The following is a 25,403-nucleotide window of genomic DNA, read 5'->3' on the forward strand; positions in this document are numbered from 1 at the left end:
ACACCGATGGAGCGTAAGCGCTTGTTGTCGCTATGCGGTCCTTTCGATGAGCACTTACGATTACTGGAAAAACGGTTGCAGCTCGATGTAGCACATCGCGATGAGCAGTTTAAGCTAAAAGGCAGCATAAGCGCTGTCAAAGCTGGTCATTTTGTGCTCGAGCAGCTTTACCGTGCGACCGATGAGCAAGGCAAAGTGCAAGAGCTCACCACAGAGCAAGTCCACTTAATGATCCAGCAAGCTCAAAATGTCACCAATGAGAACGCATCGGCCAACAACTTTAGCCTGAAAACCAAAAAAGGCTTACTAACACCACGCAACCCTCATCAGCAGCAGTATGTACAAAATGTACTGAAACATGACGTGATTTTTGGTATTGGCCCGGCAGGTACTGGTAAAACCTATCTGGCAGTAGCCTGTGCGGTGGATGCACTGGAAAAGAATTTAGTTCGTCGCATTGTACTGACCCGGCCGGCTGTTGAAGCAGGCGAAAAGCTGGGCTTTTTGCCGGGCGATCTGTCGCAAAAGGTCGATCCTTATCTGCGCCCTCTGTACGATGCCTTGTTTGAAATGCTTGGTTACGACAAAGTAGAAAAATATCTGGAGCGCGGCATTATTGAAATTGCTCCTTTGGCTTACATGCGTGGCCGCACCCTGAATGATGCCTTTATTATTTTGGACGAAAGCCAGAACACCACGGTCGAACAAATGAAAATGTTTCTGACCCGCATCGGCTTTAACTCCAAAGCTGTGATCACTGGAGATATCACGCAGGTCGACTTACCACGCGGCCAGTATTCAGGCTTAAAACATGCCATAGATGTTTTGTCTGATGTCGATGCGATTAGCTTAAACTATTTCGATGCCAAAGATGTGGTGCGCCATCCTATTGTGCAAAAAATCGTCATGGCCTATGAAGCTTACGAAGCAGCTCAAAACAGCGACTCTCAAAAAGCCGACAAAACCACCTCAGTCGCAAAACCAGCTCGTACACGTCGTAGCAAAAGCGAATCAGGCAGCACCTCGTGATCGTAGATCTCGACCTGCAAATCGCGACGGAGTCCATACCGTTGCCTAGTCAGTCCGATTTTGAACAATGGGCTGCTTTAGCATTGTCAGGCTACCGATCTGAGGCCGAGCTGACAATTCGACTGGTCGATGCCGCAGAAAGCCAACAACTGAATCATCAGTATCGTGGCAAAGACAAAGCAACCAATGTACTGAGCTTTCCATTTCAGAATCCACCGGGCCTGACACTGCCATTGATTGGTGATTTAGTGATCTGCGCTGCCGTTGTTGAACAAGAAGCAGTAGAGCAAAGCAAAACCCCTCAGGCCCACTGGGCCCATATGGTCATTCATGGATGCTTGCATTTATTGGGTTTTGACCATATAAAGGACGACGATGCCGAAGAAATGGAACAGCTGGAAATAACACTGCTGGCCAAACTAGGTTTCAATAACCCTTACCTGACGGATGCAGAGTAAGAACCTTATGATTAGTTGGAGCATACATTTCACCAATGAGTGAAGATAACCCCCACTCGAGCCGCGGCTCTGCCTCAAAGACTTGGTTGGAACGAATAGCCAGCCTGTTTAACGCAGAGCCACAAGATATCAGTGAACTTGAGCACATCATTAGTGAAGCCGCTAACCGGCAGCTGATAGATGAAGATACCAAAGGCATGCTTCATGGCGTCTTGGATGTATCGAACATGCGCGCCCGTGATATCATGATCCCTCGCTCTCAAATGGCTACTCTCGATATCGAGCAGTCCATCAGTGAGATCTTACCGACCTTACTCGACAACAATCACAGCCGCTACCCGGTGGTCAATGAAGACAAAGACCATATTGAAGGGATCCTGCTGGTTAAAGATTTACTGCAATTTGCTTTTGATGCGGAGGCACCCGCCTTTCATATTCGTGATTTATTACGGCCGGCTGTCATCATCCCAGAGAGCAAGCGAGTCGATGCATTGCTAAAAGAGTTTCGCCAAAAGCGCTATCACATGGCTATCGTGGTGGATGAGTATGGTGGTGTCTCTGGTCTGGTGACTATAGAAGATATTCTGGAACAAATTGTCGGCGAAATTGAAGATGAGCATGACGATGCAGAAGATGCTGATATCAAAAAAATGGCCACCAATGTCTACCAGGTGAGTGCTTTAACGCCGTTGGATGACTTTAATGAACGCTTCAATACCACCTTTAATGAAGAAGAGGCAGATACCATCGGTGGCATTGTGCTGCATGCTTTCGGCCATATGCCCGAACGAGGTGAGAGTATCGAGCTTGATGGGCTGATGTTTAAAGTAAGTAAAGCCAACAGCCGCCGTCTGTTGCAGTTACAAGTGATCAGTGGCAAACCACCTACTGCTACAGAACAGGATTGAATCAGACTCCAACATGAAAAAAGTGTGGCTGACATCTCCTTGGTTATTGAGTCTGTTCATGATACTGGCAGGGGCAATAACCACCTTTGCGTATGCTCCTTTTCATCTGAGCTTGGTGCCTGTTTTCACACTGGCTGCACTTTGCCTACTGGTACTTCGTACCGAGCGCTGGCAACAGGCCTTCTGGCTGGGGTTCTGCTGGGGGTTAGGTTGGTTTGGTGCCGGCATTAACTGGGTGCATATCCCCATCGAGCAGTTTGGTGGCGTGCCGTTAGTATTTAGTCTGGCGCTGATGTTGTTACTCAGTGGCTATCTGGCTTTGTTCCCTGCCCTTGCTGCCTGCGCCATCTTTACCTTCAAAACAAACCGAGCTCTCCCTTTACTGTTCGCCGCCTCGTGGTTGCTGCTAGAAACCATACGCGCCTGGTTACTGACTGGCTTTCCATGGTTATCGCTTGGCTACAGCCAGACTGACAGTATATTACGGCATTGGGCACCGCTGATTGGTGAAACCGGCATTAGCGTACTCATCGTCTGTACTGCTGCTGCGCTAGCTCTGCTGTTACTGCGCCGACAGTGGCATGCGCTGGGCTTCATTCTCCCTTTGTGGTTGATTGCACCATTATTACAACCCTTGCACGGCTGGAAAGTTACCGGTGAAACCGTAGATGTCGCTCTGGTGCAAGGCAATATTAAACAGGAACTGCGCTGGGATCCGGCGCAGGAAAGCGCCACCATTCGTCATTATATGGAACTGACTGAACCACATCTTGGCACCTCTTTAATCATCTGGCCTGAAGCCGCCATCCCACGCGTTGAAATTTTGGCCGAGCCTTTTTTGCATGAATTAGATGCTTTGCTGGCAGAATATAATAGTAGCCTGATCACCGGCATCATTGATTACAACTTTTATACCGATGCAGCCTGGAACAGCTTAATTACATTAGGTAAGCAGCATCAAACCGATAGCATGGGCCACTATCAACCTGCCCATGCTAATCGCTTTGAAAAACACCACTTACTGCCCATTGGAGAATTTGTCCCATTCGAGGATTTACTGCGACCACTTGCACCTATTTTTGATTTACCAATGAGTTCTTTCAGTCGTGGTGATTATGTTCAAAATAACTTGCTCGCGAACGATTACCGCCTGCTGCCGGCGATTTGTTTTGAAATTGCCTTTCCACGCCAGATAGCGGCTAATTTAACCGCTGATACGCAACTATTACTAACCGTAAGCAATGATGCCTGGTTTGGCGACAGCATTGGCCCACATCAGCATCTGCAAATCGCGCGTATGCGCGCTTTAGAGTTTGGTCGCCCTCTGCTGCGGGCAACCAACAATGGCATTACCGCCACTATCGACGCGAATGGTCAGATCCAACAGCAAATACCACAATTCACTGCAGCCGTGTTGACCGATCAAATGCAACTCACCAGCGGCCACACCCCTTACAGCCGCTATGGCGATTGGCCACTGTGGTTATTATCGCTGGTTAGTTTGCTCTGGGGCAGCTGGCAGCGTTTTCACCGGGCTTAGCGTACGACCCGGGTACCAACCTCCAGCTGTATCTCCTGTGCCAGCTTCTGCTCAATCAGCAGCTTCACCGCATCCATTTGTTGTTCATCGATGGTACTACTTGATACCATCGTGAGCGACACCCGGGTTGGCTTTCCGGGACGTACCTGTACATGACGTAATTGAATATCATCCAACACGATACCTTCCAGCTGTTGTTTAATTCGCCCTTCTTGCACCATATGCGAAAAGCTTAACGCCAAAGGGATACTCAGCACGATAACCAATAAAAATGTCAGCGCCAGCCCCCGGCGTGCTCGATGAAATGGGCTATAACCTAAAAATAAAAACGTCAGCACAGCAGCGAGGATAATACCCACCAAGTTGGTTAAATACAGCAGAAAGGCGCCCCAAAACACGGTAAAATCCCCCCACCCTAAGCCGATACCTGCTACCGCTAGTGGTGGTACCAACGCCACCGCAATGGCAACACCAGCTAAACTTTTAGCCACCTCAGCCCGGGCGTGGGCGTAAGCGCCAGCCACACCAGATACAACTGCCACACCTAAATCCAATAGGGTTGGACTGATCCGTGCAGCAATTTCACTATTGATGGTATTCAGTGGAATCATCCAGGTCGCCAGTACAGCACAGGCTATAGACAACGCAGTGCCAACACCAATACTGCGCGCGCTGGTCATCATTAAGCCTTCATCTTGACGCAAAGTACCAAGCGCCATAGAAATGATGGGCCCCATCAGTGGGGCTAAGATCATCGCACCAATAATCACTGGAGTAGAATTGGCAAACAGGCCAAATGTCGCAAGCAGTGTAGCCAGCAACATCAAGGTTAAATAAGATGGCGTTGCCTTGGCACTTTCCCGCAACGCAATAAATAAGTCTTTAAATTCTTCCGTTGCCGCGTGATGGATCCAAGGCAACGGATAGGTCACCAGCTCAGATTTGGCTTTACCTGCAGGCAGTGCCTGAGTTTTAAACACTTCTTTTTGTTCAGCGACTTTATCTTCCATGGTTAGATGCCGCCCTGGCACCATGAACAAGCAACGGGGTTCCACTTCCAGTTTCAACTCTTTCGTTCGCTCTATCAAACCATCATGGGTGTAATTAAAGGATTTAGGGCTTTGAATGATTAAACAGCTGGTTTTAATGTGGCCGACAAACGAGGGAGTACCTCTATTCCAGTAATCACGCAAAAATAAAGCAGCAAACAAAAACCGCAGCATTTCAAATACACTGCGAGGTACCAGCACCAAGGCATGTAACATGCCGTCATTGGCGCTAGAATCTGCCACCAAGCGTCTTGATAACACCGAGCTGCGACCATGCTCAACCGCCACAATACCCAGCGCAGCCGTATCCAGCAGTTTGCCTTTCTGGGTGGTCATTTTAAATGCTGTGAAGGTTACCTCACCGATGCGACTCAGCAGCCGGAAAAAGCGCCGTAAGCGGGTAGCAAAACGTTCGGCTAAGGCTTCGCCCGGGATCAAGGAAAAAGTATCACCAACCACCACAGAGTTAAACACCGGCGTACCGTTGCATATCATCAGATCCAATGGTTCTACCGAGCGGTTCAGCGCGTCATCCAGGGCTTCTGCGATATCACCAGTGATGCCAAAACCATAGCGGGCGTGCTTCATATCGGGGTGCGGCAATAACGCCAGCTGCCATTGTTTTTCTTTTGCCTGTTGCACCAGGTTGCGCAAGGCTTCATCAGCCAAAAAGCAAATCAATTTTTGCTCACTGGCAAATAAATGACTAAGCTTCTCGCTCCAAAGACAAAGCTCTGCTGTACAATGACGCTCAGCCAATAAAGGCACAATATGTGACTTCACCCACTGCTCATCAATCGCCTGATACAACAATACCACTGGTGCCTTTACCGATACTTCAGTCATCATCACTGTACCCGTTGACGATCTCGGCAATATCGCTTAACCGGTTTAACACCATCGCATTTAAAGTCTTTTTCGGGTAATAACCACGACGATTTTGCTCACCTGCATCGACACCTGTTAACAGCGTGAGCGCTTCATCCACCGTACTGACAACATAGACATGGAACTGCCCATCAGAAACAGCCTGGCGTACCTCCTCGTTCAACACCAGATTCAACTGATTGCTGGCGGGGATCACCACACCTTGCTCTCCAGTTAGACCACGCTGCTGACACAACCGGAAGAAGCCTTCAATTTTCTCATTAACTCCGCCAATGGCCTGCACTTCGCCATGTTGGTTGATGGAGCCTGTCACCGCCAAGCTTTGTTTGATGGGCACCTGAGTTATGGCTGAGATCAAGGCACATATTTCAGCCAGAGAGGCGCTATCGCCATCAATATGACCATACGATTGCTCCAGCGCAATGTTGGCCGATAAGGTTAGCGGAAACTGCTTGGCATAACGAGCACCTAAAAATCCGTTTAAGATCAGTACCCCTTTCGAGTGAATGGCTTTACCTAGCTCCACTTCACGCTCAATATCGACCACGCCAGAGGCGCCGGCAAACACAGTGGCACTAATACGTGCTGGTGTGCCAAAGGCGGTATCGCCAATTTCAAGCACGGTTAAGCCATTGACTTTGCCCACGGCCAAACCATCGCTGTCAATTAGGATCTGACCTTGCTGTATATCTTCAAGAAAACTTTCGCTGATCCGACCGGTACGATACTGTTTACCCAGTAACGCCTGACGCACGTGCTCGGCAGTTAAAATATCACTTCCTGCCAAATTCGCGTAATAACAGGCCTCTCTTACCAGCTCCAGTACATCGGCAAATCGGGCGGATAGCTTGTGTTGGTGTTCCGCCTGCCGAAAACTAAAAATCAACAAACGCTCAAAACCACTGTCGGATAATTGGGTTAATCCCAACTCCTGCATTTGCAGACGAATTTGCCGCACCATGTAACTTAGTGTCAGTTGCTGATAGGGCAAGAAATGCTCAAAGTCTGCCAATACCCGAAAAAGCTCGTTGAATTCTTCGTCTACATCCTGAATCAAATAATACAGATCCCGCGACCCCATCAAGATCACCTTCACCTGCAACGGGATCGCTTTTGGTGTAATGATGGTGGAGTTGGTGACCGCATGCTCACTCAGGGTATCAATGAGCAACTCATTGCTTTTCAAAGACTGCTTCAGAGCCTCCCAAACCTGTGGCTGCGACAGCAACTTATCTGCATCCAGGATCAGGTACCCCCCATTGGCTCGATGCAAAGCACCCGGTCGAATCATGCGATGATTGGTGTAAAGCGAACCGCCACTGGAAGCATACTCTACCCGGCCAAACAAGTTGCCGTAACTGGGGGACGGTTCAAAAATCACCGGTGCACCGTCCATGGCTTCATGATGCACCAACACATTGGGAACAAACTCTTCCACAAACATAGTACGCACATCCAGCTCTTCCGCTTTTTCCGGCTCAGTTTCTTCAGGCAGCAACTCCAGTACGAATTTCACCAAGGGAATACGCATTTCCCGCAGATAGCGCAGCACGCCCAGCTCGGCAACGTAGTCATGCTCCATCGCTTTGAACAGCGGCTTCAGCACTTGCTCAATGGTCGCCTTACGCAGCTCGCGTAACTGCTCAGACGCTTCACGCTTCCAGCGGGGCAGTTCAATCAACTGTTCATTGAGAATGCTCTCCAACTCGACCACCAAGTCATAGAAATATTGGCGTTCTTCGTCGGTCAGTTTGTTAAATTCGCTGTCATCCAGTGGCTTGCCATCCACCAAGGGCGCAAAACTAACCGCGCCATTGTCTTCATACAACACCACCTTTTTTTCCAGTGCTTTTTGTTCTACCTGCTCAAGTGCGGCTTCATAGCGCTGATCAAAGGTACGCTGAATGGCTTTTTTCTGTCGTTGGTAACCCGGATTATCAAAAGCAGCTGGAAAGGTATCGATCAGTTCATCGATAATGCCTTCGATACGTTTGACAAATTTTCGTCCTTCACCTGGCAACAAGCGCAAGGTGGTTGGTAAACGTTCGTCATCAAAATTATTCAGATAACACCATTCATCTGGTGTCGCTTTTTCACTGGCGGCATGCTTCAGTTCGTCTTGCACCAGCGTAAAGCGCCCTAATGCAGGCTCACCCATCACATAGAGGTTGTAACCTGGCATGTCCATGCCAATGGCAAACGTCAGCGCTGCTTTCGCCCGCTCCTGCCCAATAAAAGCTGGGGTTAGCTCTGTTTGTTGTAAGCTGTGTTTCAGCCAGTCATTGCGAAGCTGTGGTGCCAACTGATGGGCCTGCAGGCCCAGCGAATGCAGGGTGTTGGTCATGAAAGTCCTTATTGTCCATGCGGTTCATGCGTCAACCAATGATTATACCCAATTCATATGCCCAAACCAGCGTTACTCAACCGGCACCCCTTCGCGGCAGAAGCTAACGCCACCGCAGTTAGTACAAGCCTGCAGTTCAGTCGGGTGGTAATAATTGACTAAATGAGCGCAGTGTTCACAACGATAGCAGCCCATACCGACCCGTTCACCTTGAAAGTACACACCTTTATGACGAAAATCTTCCAACAGCTCTTGCCACTCAACCTGAGTACGATCGGTAATTTGTGCTAATTCATACCAGAGCGCCTCTGGCCACAGTGAAGGCTGATCATCCTGTTCAGCGGCGTCAGCATCCTGCCATTGGCGTTTTAATGTTTCAACAAACAACTGTGTTTCATAGGCCGTCAACTCCCGCCCTGCTTTAAAGTATGCACGAATGTTCTGGTTCAGCTCCATCAGTTGGTCAACACTGTCCTTTTCTGCCTCCTGAACCATCTCTGCCAATTGCTCCAGCCACTGCTGGTACTTCTGCTTTAGTTCTTTCATGCTACCTCCATGGTTTCAGTACATCATCGCCCTGAGTATAGCAAAGCCATTACAAGCCACGCTGAATTGGCACAAAAGATTAAGGTATGGTGAACCTTGATGGTTACTGTTACAGCAAGGTAATTAGATTACAAACAAGCGTAGCTGTGGTCTATTGCTCAGTAGCTAAGGTTTCACGCTGGCGACGGCGTGCTTCCTGCCGTTCAGCTTCGCGCTCCAGCCGTTCAAGCCGGGCCTCTTCACGGTGGTTACGCTGCTGCAGCATTTGTTCCACTTTAAAAGACTCGTCCCAATGACCGCGCCGTACAATACGCCGCACATCACTATCGTGGCAAAGCACAGGGTCTTTCACCCAAGCACTGTAAGTCACCCGGGCCAGCAGCAAGGTTGTATCCGAGCAACGCTGGTAGCCATTGGCTGACATCTGCTGACGATAATAGCTGTTAATAGCAAAATGGCCGACAAAAGCAAGTACGAATGCGAATCCCATAGGAGCAAAAAAACAGCGAATCACAAACTTCTTGTGCTTCTTTGTCGCTATCTTCCCACGAATAGCAAAAACGACCATGTAGAAAGAAAAAAACAAGAAAAATACAAGGAATAGCACTGAGCTCAGCAAAAAAGCATACGATGAGCTATGAATAATCAACTGACGGCTACTTTGAATGGCTTCAAACTGTATTTTCATTGCCTCAGGACCAATCCACAGTGCAACCCCAATCAACAACAGATTAAATGCAGCCAATGACAAGGCTGTAAAAAAAAGTGATCTCTGGTTTTTTAATTCCATAATAGCGGGTTAGACCTCAGAATATCGTTAATCTTACGTCTCGCAGCTTGAGTAAGCTGCCTCTTGACACTTTGGCTGGTAGATATGATTGCATAGTACAGGCCATCGTAAATTTTATGTTTAGCTTTTTCTTCCTTTTTAGTTAAATATTGAATGAGCCGCTGAGTGATCTGGAAATGTTCATCTGCATAGCTCAATGCAGCACCTACAAATAGTGTAGCAATTATGCCAGCAGCAATTGGTACCACAACAATAGTTCCACCGAAAATCGCAGCAGAAAGAGCCGCAGCGCCTAATCCGGCAAAATACCCCGCTGCACCAGCAATGGCGATTTTTACCAGATCAGTTGAAATACCGGCCAGCCAGTTAGTCCAGCGGTACTCATCTTCAAACAACCATTGCAAACTGTGCAGCGATAACGAAAAAATCACCGAGACCAGAAAACCGCTTTTGGCTGACTGCTTCAGACCTTCTTTGCCTACTGCCATCTTCACCAGACCGGTGTTACTGGCCAGATAACGGGTGCCCTTTACCACCTGACGGGCACGGTGGTTGCCTTTAAAAATAATGTACTGGCGACCGTTTTGCATGGTGGTGCGGTAGGTATCAAAAAAGCGACCACCACGTTTAAGATCGTTGGCCAGCACGGTAAGCACCCGCACATCGTTGCTGGCAGCACCGTAATCCCGACCAAATTCACCGACAGCGGTAACCACAGTAAGGCCGGTTAATTGCTGAAAAAGCGCCTCAGCCTGGACTTGAGTTTTACCCTCCTGCCGCTGCACGGTTAGCCAGAAATCAGTCACTTCCCGAGCATTAAGCACATAGATATCTACTTGGTTTTCATCAAGTTGTTTTTTCAGCTGCTGTTGTCGTAGCTGGCTGCTGGCGTGTTGCTGGGCAATATAGGCGGTCATAACTCAACATCCTGTGAAGTAATTGGCTCAAAAATGTATGCTAGGTGTTTCCATAAATTTTACCATGTTATTTTTTTGAGTACAGTTGAACGTGTTATTTTTTCGTTTTTAGTTTCACATCATCGCCGACAACTGGTCATCTAACCTCACTGGCTGCACTAAGATCATTCTGTGCCAGCTAACAGAGTAAAGAAGCTGTATAACAGGCATGGATTCAAGTTGTTGTCAGCCAGTCGCTGCGGTATGCTATAGCTAAATTTTCGCTGTCTCCTACTAATCAATTTTCAGAGGGGGCAGGCCCTCCTCAGATGCTTAGTTTGGAAGACGTTAATGCACGAACAATATAACCCGCAACAGATAGAAACTGCGCTGCAGCAGCAATGGGAACAAGATCAGGTTTTTAAGGTTGTTGAAGACGACAGCAAAGAGAAGTTTTATTGTCTCTCGATGTTCCCCTATCCAAGCGGACGCCTGCATATGGGCCATGTGCGTAACTATACCATTGGCGATGTGATCAGCCGTTTTCAGCGTATGCAGGGCAAGAATGTGATGCAGCCGATGGGTTGGGATGCCTTTGGCTTACCAGCTGAAAATGCGGCCATCAACCACAAAACAGCCCCAGCCAAATGGACCTACGAAAACATCGATTACATGCGCACTCAGCTGAAACGCCTTGGTTTTGGTTACGACTGGTCGCGCGAACTGGCTACCTGCCAGCCTGAATATTACCGCTGGGAACAATGGTTTTTCACCAAGCTGTATGAAAAAGGCCTGGTCTACAAAAAAATGTCAACGGTGAATTGGGATCCAATCGATCAGTGCGTGCTGGCCAATGAACAGGTGATTGATGGCCGTGGCTGGCGTTCTGGTGCTTTGGTCGAACAACGTGAGTTAGCGCAGTGGTTTATCAAAATCACCGACTATGCAGAAGAATTGCTGCAGGATCTGGATCAACTGGATGAATGGCCTGAGCAGGTCCGCACCATGCAGAAAAACTGGATTGGTCGTTCTGAAGGGGTAGAAATAACTTTTGATGTCGCCGATAGCGATCAACGCGTCTCCGTATTTACCACCCGTCCCGATACACTCTATGGTGTGACTTACATGGCGGTTGCCGCTCAACATCCATTAGCGCTGCAAGCGGCGAAAACCAATGCTGAGCTGGCTGCTTTTATTGAAGATTGCAAAGGTGGCAAAGTGGCTGAAGCTGAGCTGGCTACCATGGAAAAGAAAGGCATGGCGACTGGCGTTGAAGCCATTCACCCGCTAACTGGTGAGCGCTTACCTATTTGGGTCGCGAACTTTGTACTGATGGATTATGGTTCGGGCGCTGTGATGTCAGTACCAGGGCACGATCAGCGCGATTATGAGTTTGCCAGCAAGTATCAGCTGCCGATAAAACAAGTGGTTAAATCTGCTGATAGCAACATTGAGGTTGATTTAACTCAAGCCGCTTTTACCGAGAAAGGCATCCTGCTGAACTCGGCTGAATTCGATGGGTTGGATTTTACCGCAGCATTTAAAGCCATTGCTGACAAACTAAAAAATGACGGCCGTGGCGAAGTAAAAGTGAATTACCGCCTGCGTGACTGGGGCGTTTCCCGTCAGCGTTATTGGGGTTCGCCAATTCCAATGCTGACGCTGGAAGATGGCAGCCAGGTGCCCGTACCTGATGATCAATTGCCGGTGCGCTTGCCAGAAGATGTGGTGATGGATGGTGTACAATCACCGATTAAAGCGGATGCCGAGTGGGCAAAAACCAGCTTTGAGGGGCAAGCCGCCTTTCATGAAACCGATACCTTTGATACCTTTATGGAATCGTCCTGGTACTATGCACGTTATACCAGCCCGGGCAGCGACGACCAAATGCTTGACCCTGCCAAGGCCAACTACTGGTTGCCGGTTGATCAGTACGTCGGCGGTATCGAGCATGCCATTCTGCATTTGTTGTATGCCCGTTTCTTCCATAAGTTGCTGCGTGACGTTGGCTTGGTGCAATGCGATGAGCCGTTCAAGCGCTTGTTGTGTCAAGGCATGGTGCTGGCGGAGACCTTCTACCGCGAGCATGATAATGGCAGCAAAACCTGGTATTCGCCACAAGATGTGCAGGTTGAACGCGATGACAAAGGCCGGATCATTCAGTCGACCCTAACCAGCGATGGCCAACCGGTAATGTCGGCAGGCATGAGCAAGATGTCCAAGTCAAAAAATAACGGCATCGATCCTCAGAAAGTCATTGATCTGTATGGTGCCGATACCGTGCGCTTATTTATGATGTTTACCGCACCACCGGAACAAACGCTGGAGTGGTCTGATTCTGCCGTAGAGGGAGCCCATCGCTTCCTGCGCCGTATTTATACTCTGGTGCATCAGTTTAGTCAGAATAAACCGGCAGAAGCGCTCAGTACTTCTGCATTGAATGCCAACCAAAAAGCATTGCGCCGCGAGCTGCATAAAACCATAGCCAAGGTCACCGATGATTTATCACGCAGGTATACCTTTAATACCGCCATTGCCGCTATCATGGAGCTGAGCAATAAGCTGCAAAAGGCCCCACTTGATAGCGAGCAAGATAAAGCAGTGATGCAAGAAGCGGTTTTGGCCGTCTTGCAAATGCTAAACCCCATTACACCCCATTTATGTCAATACCTGTGGACTACTCTGGAGCAGCCCCAACCTATCGAACAAAGCCAATGGCCGTCGGTGGATTCTGCCGCCTTGGTCGAGGATGAAAAGCTGATCGTGGTTCAGGTGAATGGCAAAGTACGGGGTAAATTTACCGTGGCGGTAGATGCCAGTCAGGATGATGTCCTGGCTCAAGCAAAAGCCGACGACAATGTGCAACGCTATCTCGACAATGTAACGCTGCGCAAAGTGATTTATGTACCCGGCAAGCTATTGAATCTGGTGGTTGGCTAAGTGATGAAATCACGCTATCTGCCTCAGAGCATGCTGCTAAAGGCCTTATGGCTTACTATGTTGCTAAGCATGCTCTCCGCCTGTGGCTTTCAGCTGCGTGGTCAACTGCCATTGCAACAATACCCGGCGCTCTCTATTCAAGCTGAGCGTCACTCCGCATTGGCTGCAGTTCTAAGCCAGCGCTTGCAAAGCCATCAGATTGATGTGCTGGCCAGCCAACAAGAGGATAGCCCGCACCTGATGCTGCATCATGACTCCCTGGAACGGCGAACCTTGTCGCTGTTTCCCAATGGTCAGGTAGCCGAGTACGAGCTGATTTATCAGGTACGATACAGCATTCAGATGCCCGATCAGCAAGCACAGTATTTTGAGTTTGAATTGTTTCGTGATTATCAGGACGATCCAAACCGGGCTCTGGCCAAAGCACAAGAGCTTGATCTGATGCTAACAGAGCTCAGGGAGCAAGCGGCCCAGCGCATTTTGCGTCAGCTGGGGCGCCTTGGTGCATGAATAAGCTTTACGCCAATCAACTGCCGCAACAGCTGCAGCAAGAACTGGCGCTTAGCTACATCGTTTTTGGCGATGAACCGCTGCAATTGCAAGAATCGCTCGATCACATCCGCCGACAGGCCAAACAGCAGGGTTATCTTGAGCGTCAGCAATTTAAAGTAGATGCCCAATTCGATTGGGGCCAGCTTACCTCGGCCTTGCAAAGCTTATCGTTGTTTAGTGATCGTCGGCTGATTGAACTCGATCTCAGCCAACAAAAACTGACCACAGCCTCAAGCAATGAGCTCAAATCACTAGCCGCTCTCTTGCACCCAGATACTCTGCTGCTGATTTTTGGTGATCGCAGCCCGGCAGAGGTAGCGCGACAAAGTTGGCTAAAAGCATTCCCTGCCAATACCGTCTTTGTCAGTATTTATCCACTGGATGACCAGCAGTTTCGGCAATGGTTACAACAACAGCTTCGCCAGGAAAAGCTACAATTATCCGCAGATGCCATGCAGCTATTTCTGCACCATTGCAGCGGCAACATGCTGGCAGCAAGGCAAAACCTTGATAAACTGCTACTCACCTTTGGGCCCTGCCAGTTGGATGAGCCGGCACTAACTGCTTTTTTATCCGACCAATCCAGCTTTACCATTTTTCAGCTCAGTGATGCATTACTAGCGGGACACAGCCAGCAAGCCTTTCATCGCCTGGAGCGTCTTTGTGGTCAGGACGAAGAACCAACCTTAATTGGTTGGCAACTACAACGTGAAGTACAAAACTTGCTGCAACTGCAACAAGTCTCAGCAGCTGAACGCAGCGCTCTGTTTAAAAAACTCGGTATTTGGCCAAAGCGCCAACCGCTGTATCAGCAAGCTTTGCAGCGGCTACCACTAAAGTGGTTGCATTATATTGTGCAGGAATTGGCGGCTTTCGATCGCTTATACAAAGGCGGACAACTGCCCAATAGCCAACTCGCGCTGACGCACCTGACCGCACTCTTTATTGCACCGGTCGCTAAAGCCTATTCGTTACGCCACCATGACATCGATTAAGTCGAAGTTGCCTCAAACGACACCTTTGCAACCGGTGATCGGTATCTTTGGTGGTACCTTTGATCCAATCCATATCGGCCATGTGCACTGCGCTTTGCAGGTACTGCAGCAGTGTCCACTGGAGCAGGTCCGGCTGATGCCATGTCACCTTCCCCCCCATAGAGTGACCCCTGGTGTCAGTGCGCAGCAACGAGCAGAAATGGTCCAGCTTGCGATTGCTGAGCATCCGCAACTGATACTGGAAACACTCGAGCTGGAACAACATCGCCCCTCTTATAGCGCGATAAGCTTGCAACAACTGCAGCAACGTTATCCCAAACACAAGTTAGCCTTTATCATGGGCATGGATGCATTTAATCAGTTTACCAGCTGGCATCGTTGGCAAGACATCCTGCACTGTGCCGATCTGATAGTCTGCCAACGACCTGAGCACTCGCAACTATCTAGTGACAGCAAGGCGCTGCTTACTCAGCATCAAATGTTCGACGTGCAGCAGCTGCAGCAACAACAAACAGGGCGAATCTTACTGCTGGATAACCCTTTACAGGACATGTCAGCCACCTCATTACGCCAGCAGTTGGCGCACAGCCAGACACCACCCAAAGGTTTAGATACTGCCGTATGGAACTATATTCAGCAGCATCAACTCTATAAAGGTAGCCACCCAGCGGCTGCAATAAAAAAATAAGCGGGTGACAACAAAAATACATCCGCTGGTGAAAAAGTGATAAAATTGACGATTGAACCCATCAACCCAAGGAATACAGGTGCAAAGTAGCGAATTACTTAGTTTTGTTCATGGTAAAGTTGACGATATGAAAGGCCGTGACATTGTCACGCTAGATGTTCGTGGTAAATCCAGCATCACCGATTACATGCTGATCTGTTCTGGTACGTCAAACCGCCACACCAAGTCCATTGCAGCGCATGTGGCGCAAGAAGTTAAAAAACATGATGTAACCGTTATGGGTATTGAAGGCGAAAAAACCGGCGAATGGGTGCTACTGGATCTGGGGGATGTGGTGGTCCATGTCATGCTTGATGACAGCCGTAATTTCTATCAGTTGGAAAAACTCTGGAGCGCCTGAGTCTGATGGTTGTTGTTGATGGTCGTAACCAAAAGCTACGTCATTCATGAAATTGATGCTCATTGCTGTGGGGACCAAGATGCCCGATTGGGTGCAGACCGGCTTTCAAGAGTATGCCAGACGTTTTCCCCGTGATTTAGCGCTGGAGCTCTGTGAAATTCCGGCGCAAAAACGAGGCAAAAACGCCGACATTAAACGCATTCTTCAACAAGAAGGCGAGCGCATGCTGGCTGCGATTCCCAAGGGCGCTCGGGTGATTACGCTTGAAGTCACCGGCCATAGTTGGGACAGCCCGACACTGGCCACCAAGTTAACACAATGGCAGCTTGATGGCCGTGATGTCTGTTTGCTGGTCGGTGGCCCTGAAGGGTTAGCACCGGATTGTATAGCGGCGAGCGAGGGCAAATGGTCGTTATCTGCATTAACGCTGCCGCACCCCTTGGTACGAATTGTATTGGCAGAGAGCCTGTACCGTGCCTGGAGTATTTGTACTAATCATCCTTATCATCGCGAGTAAACATGCGACGACAACGAGAAGCCATTCAAGATCATGCCGCCGAAGCTCAGCTTTTCAAGCGCAGAGCTGCGGTTGCTTTTAGTTTCGTTGTGCTGCTGTTCAGCATCATTCTGATCAACCAATATCATTTACAAGTCCGTTCTTATCATGAGTATCAGACGCGCTCAGAAGGCAATCGCATCAAAGTCGTACCTGTTGCCCCTAATCGCGGATTAATTTACGACCGAAACGGTATCCTGTTGGCCGAGAACACCCCAGTCCACTCCATTGAAATTATCCCGGAGCAAGTCGCTGATATCGAACAAACACTAGCCGATCTGGCGGAGTTAATCGACATCAGCCCAGAGCAACAACAATCATTATTAAGTGAAGTGAGGCAACAGCGTCGCTTTAACAGCATTGCCGTAAAAGAGCGATTGACGGAACAAGAAGTGGCTATTTTAGCAGTCAATCAACATCGTTTTCCCGGCGTTACATTGGAGGCTCGCTTAAGCCGAACCTACCCCTTTGGTGATCTCTTCACCCATGCGCTAGGATACATAGGCCGGATCAATGCCAATGACTTGCAGCGACTGCGAGAACAAGAGCGCGCAGCCAACTATGCAGCCAGCCATCATATTGGTAAAATTGGCCTTGAGCGTTACTATGAACAAACACTGCATGGTACCGTTGGTTATCAGGAAGTTGAGGTGAATAACCGGGGGCGGGTTATTCGCACCTTGCGCTCCGATCCTGCCATTTCTGGTAAAGATATTATACTGAGTCTGGATGTTGGCTTGCAGCTAACCGCGCAGCAATCTTTAGAAGGCTTACGTGGTGCAGTGGTCGCAATGGACCCCCGCACCGGTGCAATACTGGCGTTTTATAGCAATCCAGGCTATGACCCGAATCTGTTCGTCCATGGTATCAGTAGTACCAACTACAATGCTCTTCTCAACTCATTCGACCGTCCATTGATTAATCGGGTGACTCAAGGGGTGTATCCACCGGCTTCTACCATCAAGCCTCACATGGGATTAATTGGGCTCGATCAAGGTCACATTACACCAACAACACGGATGTGGGATCCAGGCTATTATCAATTGCCTAACTACTCGCGACGTTTCCGCAACTGGCAACGCTATGGGCTGGGCTGGGTCAACATTTACAATGCGATTACGCAAAGCAACGATACCTACTTCTATGATCTGGCAGTAAAGCTCGGGATTGATACTATTTCCGACTCGATGAAACAGTTTGGCTTTGGTCAACGCACTGGCATTGATATCCATGAAGAATCGGCGGCTAATATGCCATCCCGGGGTTGGAAACAGGCCCGCTACAATCAGCCTTGGTATACTGGCGATACCGTCTCCTTGGGCATAGGCCAAAGCTACTGGACCACCACACCGCTGCAACTGGCGACCAGTACAGCCATTCTGGTCAACCGTGGTGAGAGTGTTGTTCCTACCATGCTGCAAGGCACTCGTTTTGATGCGCAATTTGAAGCAGTAACTTATCAACGCCAGCCAGCCGTGACCATTAAGGATCCACAGCACTGGCAGGTGATCCTCGATGCAATGGAGCAAACCGTAAGCGAAGGTACCGCTAATCGCCCATTTCGGGGAGCAAACTATACATCTGGTGGTAAAACGGGTACCGCTCAGATAGTCAGTATTGCTCAGGATGCAAAGTACGATGCAGACGCTCTGCTAGAGCAACATCGTGATAATGCGATGTACATCGGTTATGCACCCGCAGTAGATCCTACCATAGTGGTTGCTGTCGTCGTAGAAAACACCGGTGGAGGCAGCAGCACTGCAGCGCCCGTGGCTCGCCAATTATTTGATTACTATTTTAGTGCCGGAGTCAATCAATGAACGCTGAAATCACCGAGTCGCAACGCCCTAAAGGGTTGGCTGTATTTCACATTGATACCCCGCTATTGTTAGGGTTACTCATTCTGATGGGGTACGGCCTGATGGTGCTGTACAGTGCGACTGGCCAAAGCCAACCCATGATGCAGGCACAACTGATCCGCCTTGGGCTCGCTGTGGCTGTGATGATTGCCTTTGCCCAAGTGAGTCCACTAACGTTTAAACGCTGGGGCTTACCCATTTTTATTGTTGGGTTGCTGATGTTGGTCGCCGTCATGTTCTTCGGTGAAGTTAGTAAAGGGGCTCAACGTTGGTTGAACTTAGGTTTTATCCGCTTTCAACCTTCTGAAATTATGAAGCTGGCCGCGCCACTAGCCATTGCCTGGTTTATTTCCAGCCATAATTTACCGCCTAAATTATGGCGTTTAGGCGTTGGCTTTGTCATGTGCGCTCTACCTACGATGTTGATTGCTCAGCAACCTGACTTAGGCACTGCCTTACTGATTGCTACCTCAGGCATCATGGTACTATTTTTAGCCGGTATGAGCTGGCGCTTAATTCTATTTATCGGCACACTCATTGCCTCTTTTTTGCCCGTCATGTGGTTTTTCGTGATGCGTGACTACCAGAAACAGCGGGTTCTGACACTGCTGAACCCTGAAACTGATCCACTGGGAACCGGCTATCACATTATCCAATCCAAAATAGCCATTGGGTCTGGTGGTCTGCAAGGCAAAGGTTGGTTGCAAGGAACCCAATCGCAGCTGGAGTTTTTGCCTGAGCGTCATACCGATTTCATTTTTGCTGTGTTAAGTGAAGAGTTTGGCTTACTGGGTGTTGCCTTGCTGGTTGCCTTGTATATTTTTATCATTGGTCGTTGCCTACTGATTGCCATCAGGGTGCAGGACAGCTTTTCCAAATTAGTAGCAGGCAGTATTACCATGACCTTTTTTGTCTATGTTTTTGTCAACATAGGCATGGTATCCGGCCTGTTGCCCGTGGTTGGTGTGCCCTTACCTTTAGTGAGCTATGGTGGCACCTCCATGGTGACCTTATTAGCGGCTTTTGGTATTCTCATGTCCATCAGCACGCATAAACGTGTTTTAGCATCATCCTGATTTTGGAGTCTTATTGATGTACTTTCGACTTGCTGGCCTCCTTACTTCTATCGTCTTATTACAAGCTTGTAGTCAAACACCGGCATCGACCAGGGACCAATCTCCCAATGCCGGTCGCTACCAGTATGAGCAGGATCATCAACCAAGTCGTCTGCCTACGTTACTAGAAATGACCGATCCTGAGCCTAGCATTGAGCCATTAAGTCGTGGTGGCAATCAGCCCTATCGAATTTTTGGTATTGATTACCAGCCTAAGCCTGATTTAGCAGAATACAAAGCCACTGGCGTTGCCTCATGGTATGGCGTGAAGTTCCATGGCCACAAAACCTCCAATGGCGAAACCTACGACATGTACCGGATGAGTGCAGCGCATAAAACATTGCCACTGCCCTCCTATGTTCGGGTCACCAATCTTAATAACCAGAAAAGTGCCATCGTCCGGGTCAATGACCGGGGCCCATTTCATCAGAACCGGCTGATTGATCTTTCGTATGCCGCTGCACATAAAATTGGTATGTTGCAACACGGTACAGCTCCAGTTCAGGTAGAGTTGCTACGATCGCCGGCGATGGTTCATGCTGAGCCGACGTCGGAGCCATTTGAAGTTGCCATCGCAACACCACAAACCACATGGACTGAACAAAAGACAGAGTCGCCTGCAGTATCAGTGGCTCCCGTTGCTGAAGCGTGCTACATACAGGTGTTTGCCAGCCAAAACGATCAGCGGGCAAATGAACTTAGCCAACAGATAAAGCAACAACTAGCATTTACCACTAAAATCAGTCACCATAATGGAATTTACCGCTTGCTAGTGGGTCCTATTACAGACGCTCATCAAGCCAAAGACTGGTTGCAACAGCTGAGATCTGAGTTGTATCCCTCAGCTTACTTTACCAATGCCCAGCTGTGCAGTTAATGTGTCGCCACTGTTGTGTCGTCATTCTGTAGCTAAATCACTACCCAATTTGATTATCATGATAAGAAAGGTGCTATGAATATTTACACTCGCTGTTTAGCTACCGTTACCCTTGCTGTTGCCTTCTTTACGATAGAGCCTGTTCAAGCCGTATCGGTAACCCCTGCTCCACCTGAGATCAATGCAAAAGGCCATATCCTTATTGATTATGACACGGGTCGCGTGCTGTCCGAACACAACGCTGATATGTCATTGTCACCGGCAAGCCTCACCAAAATTATGACCAGTTATGTGATTGGCACCGAGCTGAAAAATGGCAACATCAGCCCGGATGATATGGTCACCATCAGCGAAAAAGCATGGGCCCGTAACTTTCCTGGTTCATCACTCATGTTTATTGAGGTAGGCACTCAGGTATCCGTCGCCGATTTGAATATGGGTATTATTGTGCAATCTGGCAACGACGCCTGTGTTGCTTTAGCCGAGCACATTGCCGGTAGCGAAAGTGCTTTTGTCGACTTAATGAATGCCCATGCCGCCCGTTTAGGAATGACCAGCACGCGTTTTGGTAACAGCCATGGTTTACCTCATCCAGAAATGCGCACATCGCCACGAGATATGGCTACCTTGTCTGCAGCTTTGATCCGGGATGTGCCAGAAGAATATGCTCTCTATGCTGAAAAAGAGTTTACTTACAACAATATTCGCCAGTACAACCGCAACTCGTTATTGTGGGATCGTAGCCTCGATGTCGATGGCATTAAAACAGGTTTTACTTCTGAGGCCGGTTATAGCTTAATCACCTCGGCTACCAGAGACAATATGCGCTTAATCGCTGTGGTCATGGGGACAGAAAGCGAGCGCATTCGCCAGCAAGAAAATAAAAAGTTACTGACCTACGGTTTTCGTTTCTTTGAAACCATCTCGCCCTATCAGCCAGGCGAAGTCTTTGCCGAACACCGGGTCTGGCAAGGCGCTGCAGATAGTGTCCGCTTAGGTATTCAGCAGGAAACCTTAATCACCATTCCACGCGGTCAACGTAGCAAACTAAAAGCAGATTTCAGTTTGGATCAACAATTAATAGCCCCAATCGAGCAAGGTCAAGTGATTGGTACGCTTTACCTGACGCTAGAAGGTGAAGACATTGCTCAGTACCCTCTTGTCGCACTCGATAGCATCGAACAAGGTGGACTATTTAAGCGTGCGATGGACTACCTGAAAATGCAATTTGACTAACGCCTGCACGACTCTTATCTAAATGCCTAGCCACTACCCGGTGAAATGCAGTAAAATACCCGGGTAGTAGCGACTAAGGCAAGCTAATGACTCCTGTAAAAGACACCAAATTTGATGAGCTGCTGGAATTTCCATGCATGCTTAATTTTAAGATTATGGGCGTTGCCCATGACCGACTGGTCGATGATATCATTGCGGTATTGCAGCGCCATGCCGAACAAACCGACTATAGCCCAAGCATTAAACCCAGCACCAAAGGCAATTACCATTCGGTTCGGGTCGATGTACGTGTCATAGATAAAGACCACATCGAGCTACTGTACACAGAACTGAGCAAACTCGAACTGGTGCGATACGTCCTGTAATGGCGCAAACCTCGAATTCTCAGCTGATCTCGTTATACTACCCTCTGTCGATAATCGTATCGGAGCAGTAGATGGAGACAGATGCTAAGCCGCTGGTGATCCGTGAACTTGGTCAACTGCCCTACCTTGAGGTATGGCAAGCCATGCAGCAGTTCACCGATGCACGGGATGAGCACAGTCTGGATCAGTTATGGTTTCTGCAACATGATCCGGTGTTTACTCAAGGACAAGCAGGTAAAGAAGAACATATTCTGGCTGCCGGTGATATTCCTATCGTCAAGGTTGATCGTGGCGGTCAGGTTACTTACCATGGCCCCGGTCAGCAGATGGTCTATGTATTGCTTGATCTTAAACGGCGTAAACTCGGTGTGCGCCAGCTGGTGACTCTGCTGGAGCAGGTGTTAATAGACAGTCTGGCTGCGTTTGCTATTCAGGCCTATGCCAAACCCGATGCACCAGGGGTTTATGTAGATGAAAAGAAAATCGCCTCGTTAGGGCTGCGAATACGTAAAGGCTGCAGCTTTCATGGCCTGGCACTGAACGTTGATATGGATCTGGCACCATTTTTACGCATCAACCCATGCGGTTATGCCGGGTTGCAGATGATTCAATGTCGCGATTTCGGCTCAATCACCATGAGCGATATCAAACAACAGCTGATACAGCAATTCACACAACATCTTGACTGTGCTGATGTGCTGTACAAAACAGGATTGGATTGGCAGCATGACTAAAACCGCCCGTATGCAACCTGGTGTCAAACTGCGTGACGCCGACAAAATGGCATTGATCCCGGTCAAGGTATTACCGACCGAACGCGATCAAATGCTGCGCAAACCAGAGTGGTTGAAAATTAAATTGCCTAAAAGCTCTGAGCGCATTGAAGAAATTAAAAGCGCGATGCGCAAACATGGTTTGCACTCTGTCTGTGAAGAAGCCGCCTGCCCTAACCTGCCGGAATGCTTTAACCACGGTACCGCTACTTTTATGATTTTAGGCGCCATCTGTACCCGTCGTTGCCCATTCTGCGATGTGGCCCATGGCCGCCCACTGCCACCCAGCGCCGAAGAGCCTGAAAAACTGGCCCTGACCATTCGTGATATGAAACTCAAGTACGTGGTGATCACCTCTGTCGATCGCGATGATTTACGGGATGGTGGTGCCCAGCACTTTGCCGACTGCATTAGCGCCATTCGTAAATACAGCCCTGATATTAAAATTGAAGTGCTGGTACCTGACTTCCGTGGTCGGATGGATAAAGCACTGGAGATCCTCACGGCTACACCAGCCGATGTATTCAACCACAATTTGGAAACAGCTCCACGTCTGTACAAACTGGCCCGTCCGGGTGCTGATTACAAGTGGTCGCTTGAGCTGTTAAAGCGCTTTAAAGCAGCCCATCCGCATATTTCTACTAAATCAGGCCTTATGGTTGGGTTAGGTGAAACCACGGAAGAGTTGATTGAAGTGCTGAAAGACTTGCGAGCCCACGATGTTGATATGCTTACCGTTGGTCAGTACCTGCAACCAAGCAAACACCATTTGCCGGTAGAACGTTATGTTCCACCCGCAGAATTTGATGAAATCAAACGTATTGCTTACGAGCTAGGTTTTAAGCATGCTGCTTGTGGACCTTTCGTCCGCTCATCGTACCATGCTGACCGTCAGGCAGCCGGTGAAGAGGTAGTCAGTAGCTTTAGCCCTGCGTAAATACTCCCCAGAACAACAGGGTGGTAGGAAATAGTTATTCCACCCCCTGTTAGTCACAAGCATGGCAACCCGCTATGAAACCAGCTATTCTTAGCCTATATCCAATTAGCCAGAGTTTTTGCATGGAACACCGCCGTTTTAGTCGCATTTCTTTTGCTGGCCCTGCGCAGTTAAATGCTCAAGGACAGAGTTTTGATACTGAATTGTTGGATATCTCATTAAATGGTGCCTTGGTGCGCCGCCCTGAACTATGGCCTGCGCATATCACCTCATTGACGCTACGTTTGCTACTTGCGGATACGGAAACAGAAATACTGATGACCGCTAGCGTGGTGCATCAGAACAATCAACAACTTGGTCTGCACTGTGAAAGCATCGATCTCGATAGTATCAGCCACCTGAAACGGCTGGTACAGCTGAATCTTGGGGATGAGCACTTACTGGAGCGGGAACTGTCGGAGCTGACAAGCGCTGATTAAGCAGACGTTCGGCATCGGCATAGCCTAATTCATCCGCCAGCTGCATCAGACGTAGCCACTCGGTATCCAACTGGTGTAAACGCGCCTGATAGGCTAAATAATACTGCACCGGCATCAATTGCTCTGGCATCTTCAACTGCTGTTTTACCAATCGTAAATAATAATCAGGCAAAGCCAGTTGGAAATACTCCATGCTATTGCTGGCAGCGATAAGTCGATAGGCCTGATACTCACTGTATTCGCAGGTTGGTACTTCTGTCAGCTCCAGTTGTTCTGGTAAAAGCCCCCAGTACTGCTTGTAAGCCGTTAACTGAGCCTTGCCAATCAAGATGTTGGCATGAATACGTTCCGGCTTGCATACCTGCTGTGCCACTTCTCGCGGTAAGCGGTATTCATCAATAAAGTTGAAAATATGCATAAACTCATGCCGCAGTAGTGCAAGATCTGCCCGCTCAGGCAATTGAATAATGCCATTGTTGTAACTGGCTCGACCGCGACCAGCCATAATGATCAATTGCTGTGCAGAGGTATTTTGTACGTAGGGGATCAAAGCCTGATACTGGCAATCAATACGCTGTTCTGCTTGTTCGCTGCAAGCAAGTTCTGTACTACTAATCAGCCGTAGTGGTTGAAAACAAACCGCCAGACTGTGCAGCTGTTTATCCTGCTGCCAAGCCCGTTGTATCTGCAACCACTGCTCGGCTCCCTGCTGGGTAACCGCTATCGGTTGCAGGGTGAGTTGACAAGCCTCAGCAGATTGCCAGCCGGCCTGATCGGTCAAACCAGCCTGAAGCCAAAAAGGCCAATCAGCATCGGTAGGTTCTGCACGAAGGTGCCATAGTCCTAGCTGGGGCAACTGCGACTCAGGCAAATGAACCGCCGCTTGTGACTGTTGTGCTTCCACCCACTGGGCAGTCGCTAACTTGCCATCCCGTCGCTGTCGCAGCGCCAACACAGCTTCAGCCGCATCCTGATGACCTAATTGCCACGCCTGTTCAAACCAACGCAGTGCCGCATCCGTTTCATCTGAGGCCAATCGTCGTTGCGCTAAGCGATAAGCTACTGCGGCATTGTACTTAGCTTCCTCCATCTGCTCTTGCTCTTGGGATGGAGCCATCGGTTGACAAGCTGTTAGCAAACAGCAGATAGCAAAAAAGCCAGCAAGCTGGCTTTGATAGTGTGG

Annotated in this window: 24 protein-coding genes; 18 read left to right on the plus strand and 6 right to left on the minus strand. The window is 48.9% G+C overall.

Translation table 11 applies throughout. The features are described 5' to 3' along the window. Positions 1 to 6: 6 nt before the first annotated feature. From Q3O60_RS12845 to lnt, 4 genes are read left to right on the plus strand one after another with little or no spacing between them, the layout of a single operon-like run. Complete coding sequence (locus Q3O60_RS12845) at positions 7 to 1,029, plus strand: PhoH family protein (RefSeq protein WP_305894390.1); 1,023 nt, start codon at positions 7 to 9, stop codon at positions 1,027 to 1,029. Continuing rightward, positions 1,026 to 1,487: an rRNA maturation RNase YbeY gene (gene ybeY, locus Q3O60_RS12850; RefSeq protein ID WP_305894345.1), complete on the plus strand. Its 462-nt coding sequence runs from the start codon at positions 1,026 to 1,028 to the stop codon at positions 1,485 to 1,487. Before Q3O60_RS12845 ends, ybeY begins: the two co-directional genes overlap by 4 nt. Before the next feature lie 35 nt (positions 1,488 to 1,522). Next, the gene (locus tag Q3O60_RS12855; protein ID WP_305894346.1) at positions 1,523 to 2,395 is read left to right on the plus strand and encodes a CorC family transporter; all 873 of its coding nucleotides are present in this window, start codon (positions 1,523 to 1,525) and stop codon (positions 2,393 to 2,395) included. A gap of 13 nt (positions 2,396 to 2,408) precedes the next feature. Further along, positions 2,409 to 3,935 carry an apolipoprotein N-acyltransferase gene (lnt, locus tag Q3O60_RS12860; RefSeq protein WP_305894347.1) on the plus strand — a complete coding sequence of 509 codons (1,527 nt, stop codon included), beginning with the start codon at positions 2,409 to 2,411 and terminating at the stop codon, positions 3,933 to 3,935. Here the strand turns inward: lnt and Q3O60_RS12865 are convergent. The 5 genes from Q3O60_RS12865 to Q3O60_RS12885 all read right to left on the minus strand — a co-directional run bounded on the left by Q3O60_RS12865 (position 3,932) and on the right by Q3O60_RS12885 (position 10,469). Next, positions 3,932 to 5,833, minus strand: coding sequence for a TIGR00341 family protein (locus tag Q3O60_RS12865; RefSeq protein ID WP_305894348.1), 1,902 nt, complete (start codon positions 5,831 to 5,833; stop codon positions 3,932 to 3,934). The two genes, lnt and Q3O60_RS12865, sit on opposite strands and share 4 nt — an antisense overlap. Further along, positions 5,823 to 8,216 carry a Lon protease family protein gene (locus Q3O60_RS12870; RefSeq protein ID WP_305894349.1) on the minus strand — a complete coding sequence of 798 codons (2,394 nt, stop codon included), beginning with the start codon at positions 8,214 to 8,216 and terminating at the stop codon, positions 5,823 to 5,825. The genes Q3O60_RS12865 and Q3O60_RS12870 overlap by 11 nt, the downstream gene beginning before the upstream one ends. 72 nt (positions 8,217 to 8,288) lie before the next feature. After that, entirely contained in the window at positions 8,289 to 8,762 is a 474-nt protein-coding gene (locus Q3O60_RS12875; RefSeq protein ID WP_305894350.1) for a zinc ribbon-containing protein, read from the minus strand. A gap of 151 nt (positions 8,763 to 8,913) precedes the next feature. Continuing rightward, positions 8,914 to 9,450, minus strand: coding sequence for a DUF1240 domain-containing protein (locus Q3O60_RS12880; RefSeq protein WP_305894351.1), 537 nt, complete (start codon positions 9,448 to 9,450; stop codon positions 8,914 to 8,916). Positions 9,451 to 9,542: 92 nt separating this feature from the next. After that, positions 9,543 to 10,469 carry a hypothetical protein gene (locus tag Q3O60_RS12885; protein WP_305894352.1) on the minus strand — a complete coding sequence of 309 codons (927 nt, stop codon included), beginning with the start codon at positions 10,467 to 10,469 and terminating at the stop codon, positions 9,543 to 9,545. A 330-nt stretch (positions 10,470 to 10,799) separates the two neighbouring features. Between Q3O60_RS12885 and leuS the strand changes: the two genes are divergently transcribed. The 14 genes from leuS to Q3O60_RS12955 all read left to right on the plus strand — a co-directional run bounded on the left by leuS (position 10,800) and on the right by Q3O60_RS12955 (position 24,220). Further along, positions 10,800 to 13,388, plus strand: a complete 2,589-nt coding sequence (leuS, locus tag Q3O60_RS12890) for a leucine--tRNA ligase (protein ID WP_305894353.1) — start codon at positions 10,800 to 10,802, stop codon at positions 13,386 to 13,388. 3 nt (positions 13,389 to 13,391) lie between these two features. After that, positions 13,392 to 13,898: an LPS-assembly lipoprotein LptE gene (locus tag Q3O60_RS12895; RefSeq protein WP_305894391.1), complete on the plus strand. Its 507-nt coding sequence runs from the start codon at positions 13,392 to 13,394 to the stop codon at positions 13,896 to 13,898. Next, complete coding sequence (gene holA / locus Q3O60_RS12900; RefSeq protein WP_305894354.1) at positions 13,895 to 14,935, plus strand: DNA polymerase III subunit delta; 1,041 nt, start codon at positions 13,895 to 13,897, stop codon at positions 14,933 to 14,935. The genes Q3O60_RS12895 and holA overlap by 4 nt, the downstream gene beginning before the upstream one ends. Beyond that, positions 14,922 to 15,623 carry a nicotinate-nucleotide adenylyltransferase gene (gene nadD / locus Q3O60_RS12905; RefSeq protein WP_305894355.1) on the plus strand — a complete coding sequence of 234 codons (702 nt, stop codon included), beginning with the start codon at positions 14,922 to 14,924 and terminating at the stop codon, positions 15,621 to 15,623. The genes holA and nadD overlap by 14 nt, the downstream gene beginning before the upstream one ends. A gap of 79 nt (positions 15,624 to 15,702) precedes the next feature. Continuing rightward, a complete protein-coding gene (gene rsfS, locus Q3O60_RS12910; RefSeq protein ID WP_305894356.1) occupies positions 15,703 to 16,023 on the plus strand; it encodes a ribosome silencing factor in 321 nt (106 codons plus the stop codon). A gap of 46 nt (positions 16,024 to 16,069) precedes the next feature. Beyond that, on the plus strand, positions 16,070 to 16,540 hold the full coding sequence (rlmH, locus tag Q3O60_RS12915; protein ID WP_305894357.1) for a 23S rRNA (pseudouridine(1915)-N(3))-methyltransferase RlmH: 471 nt from the start codon (positions 16,070 to 16,072) through the stop codon (positions 16,538 to 16,540). A 2-nt stretch (positions 16,541 to 16,542) separates the two neighbouring features. Continuing rightward, positions 16,543 to 18,399 carry a penicillin-binding protein 2 gene (gene mrdA / locus Q3O60_RS12920; protein ID WP_305894358.1) on the plus strand — a complete coding sequence of 619 codons (1,857 nt, stop codon included), beginning with the start codon at positions 16,543 to 16,545 and terminating at the stop codon, positions 18,397 to 18,399. Next, a complete protein-coding gene (rodA, locus tag Q3O60_RS12925) occupies positions 18,396 to 19,514 on the plus strand; it encodes a rod shape-determining protein RodA (protein WP_305894359.1) in 1,119 nt (372 codons plus the stop codon). Before mrdA ends, rodA begins: the two co-directional genes overlap by 4 nt. Positions 19,515 to 19,530: 16 nt before the next feature. Continuing rightward, positions 19,531 to 20,430: a septal ring lytic transglycosylase RlpA family protein gene (locus Q3O60_RS12930; RefSeq protein ID WP_305894360.1), complete on the plus strand. Its 900-nt coding sequence runs from the start codon at positions 19,531 to 19,533 to the stop codon at positions 20,428 to 20,430. A 75-nt stretch (positions 20,431 to 20,505) separates the two neighbouring features. Continuing rightward, positions 20,506 to 21,666: a serine hydrolase gene (locus Q3O60_RS12935; protein ID WP_305894361.1), complete on the plus strand. Its 1,161-nt coding sequence runs from the start codon at positions 20,506 to 20,508 to the stop codon at positions 21,664 to 21,666. An 86-nt stretch (positions 21,667 to 21,752) separates the two neighbouring features. Next, the gene (gene ybeD, locus Q3O60_RS12940; RefSeq protein ID WP_305894362.1) at positions 21,753 to 22,031 is read left to right on the plus strand and encodes a DUF493 family protein YbeD; all 279 of its coding nucleotides are present in this window, start codon (positions 21,753 to 21,755) and stop codon (positions 22,029 to 22,031) included. 71 nt (positions 22,032 to 22,102) lie between these two features. Beyond that, entirely contained in the window at positions 22,103 to 22,765 is a 663-nt protein-coding gene (gene lipB / locus Q3O60_RS12945; protein WP_305894363.1) for a lipoyl(octanoyl) transferase LipB, read from the plus strand. Next, positions 22,758 to 23,741, plus strand: a complete 984-nt coding sequence (gene lipA, locus Q3O60_RS12950) for a lipoyl synthase (protein ID WP_305894364.1) — start codon at positions 22,758 to 22,760, stop codon at positions 23,739 to 23,741. Before lipB ends, lipA begins: the two co-directional genes overlap by 8 nt. A 74-nt stretch (positions 23,742 to 23,815) precedes the next feature. Then, positions 23,816 to 24,220, plus strand: a complete 405-nt coding sequence (locus Q3O60_RS12955) for a PilZ domain-containing protein (RefSeq protein ID WP_305894365.1) — start codon at positions 23,816 to 23,818, stop codon at positions 24,218 to 24,220. On the opposite strand, the gene Q3O60_RS12960 is transcribed toward Q3O60_RS12955, so the two are convergent. Beyond that, positions 24,132 to 25,337, minus strand: coding sequence for a hypothetical protein (locus Q3O60_RS12960; RefSeq protein ID WP_305894366.1), 1,206 nt, complete (start codon positions 25,335 to 25,337; stop codon positions 24,132 to 24,134). The genes Q3O60_RS12955 and Q3O60_RS12960 overlap by 89 nt on opposite strands. Positions 25,338 to 25,403 lie beyond the last annotated feature (66 nt).

This window comes from Alkalimonas collagenimarina (genome assembly GCF_030717845.1).
GTDB lineage: Bacteria > Pseudomonadota > Gammaproteobacteria > Enterobacterales > Alteromonadaceae > Alkalimonas > Alkalimonas collagenimarina.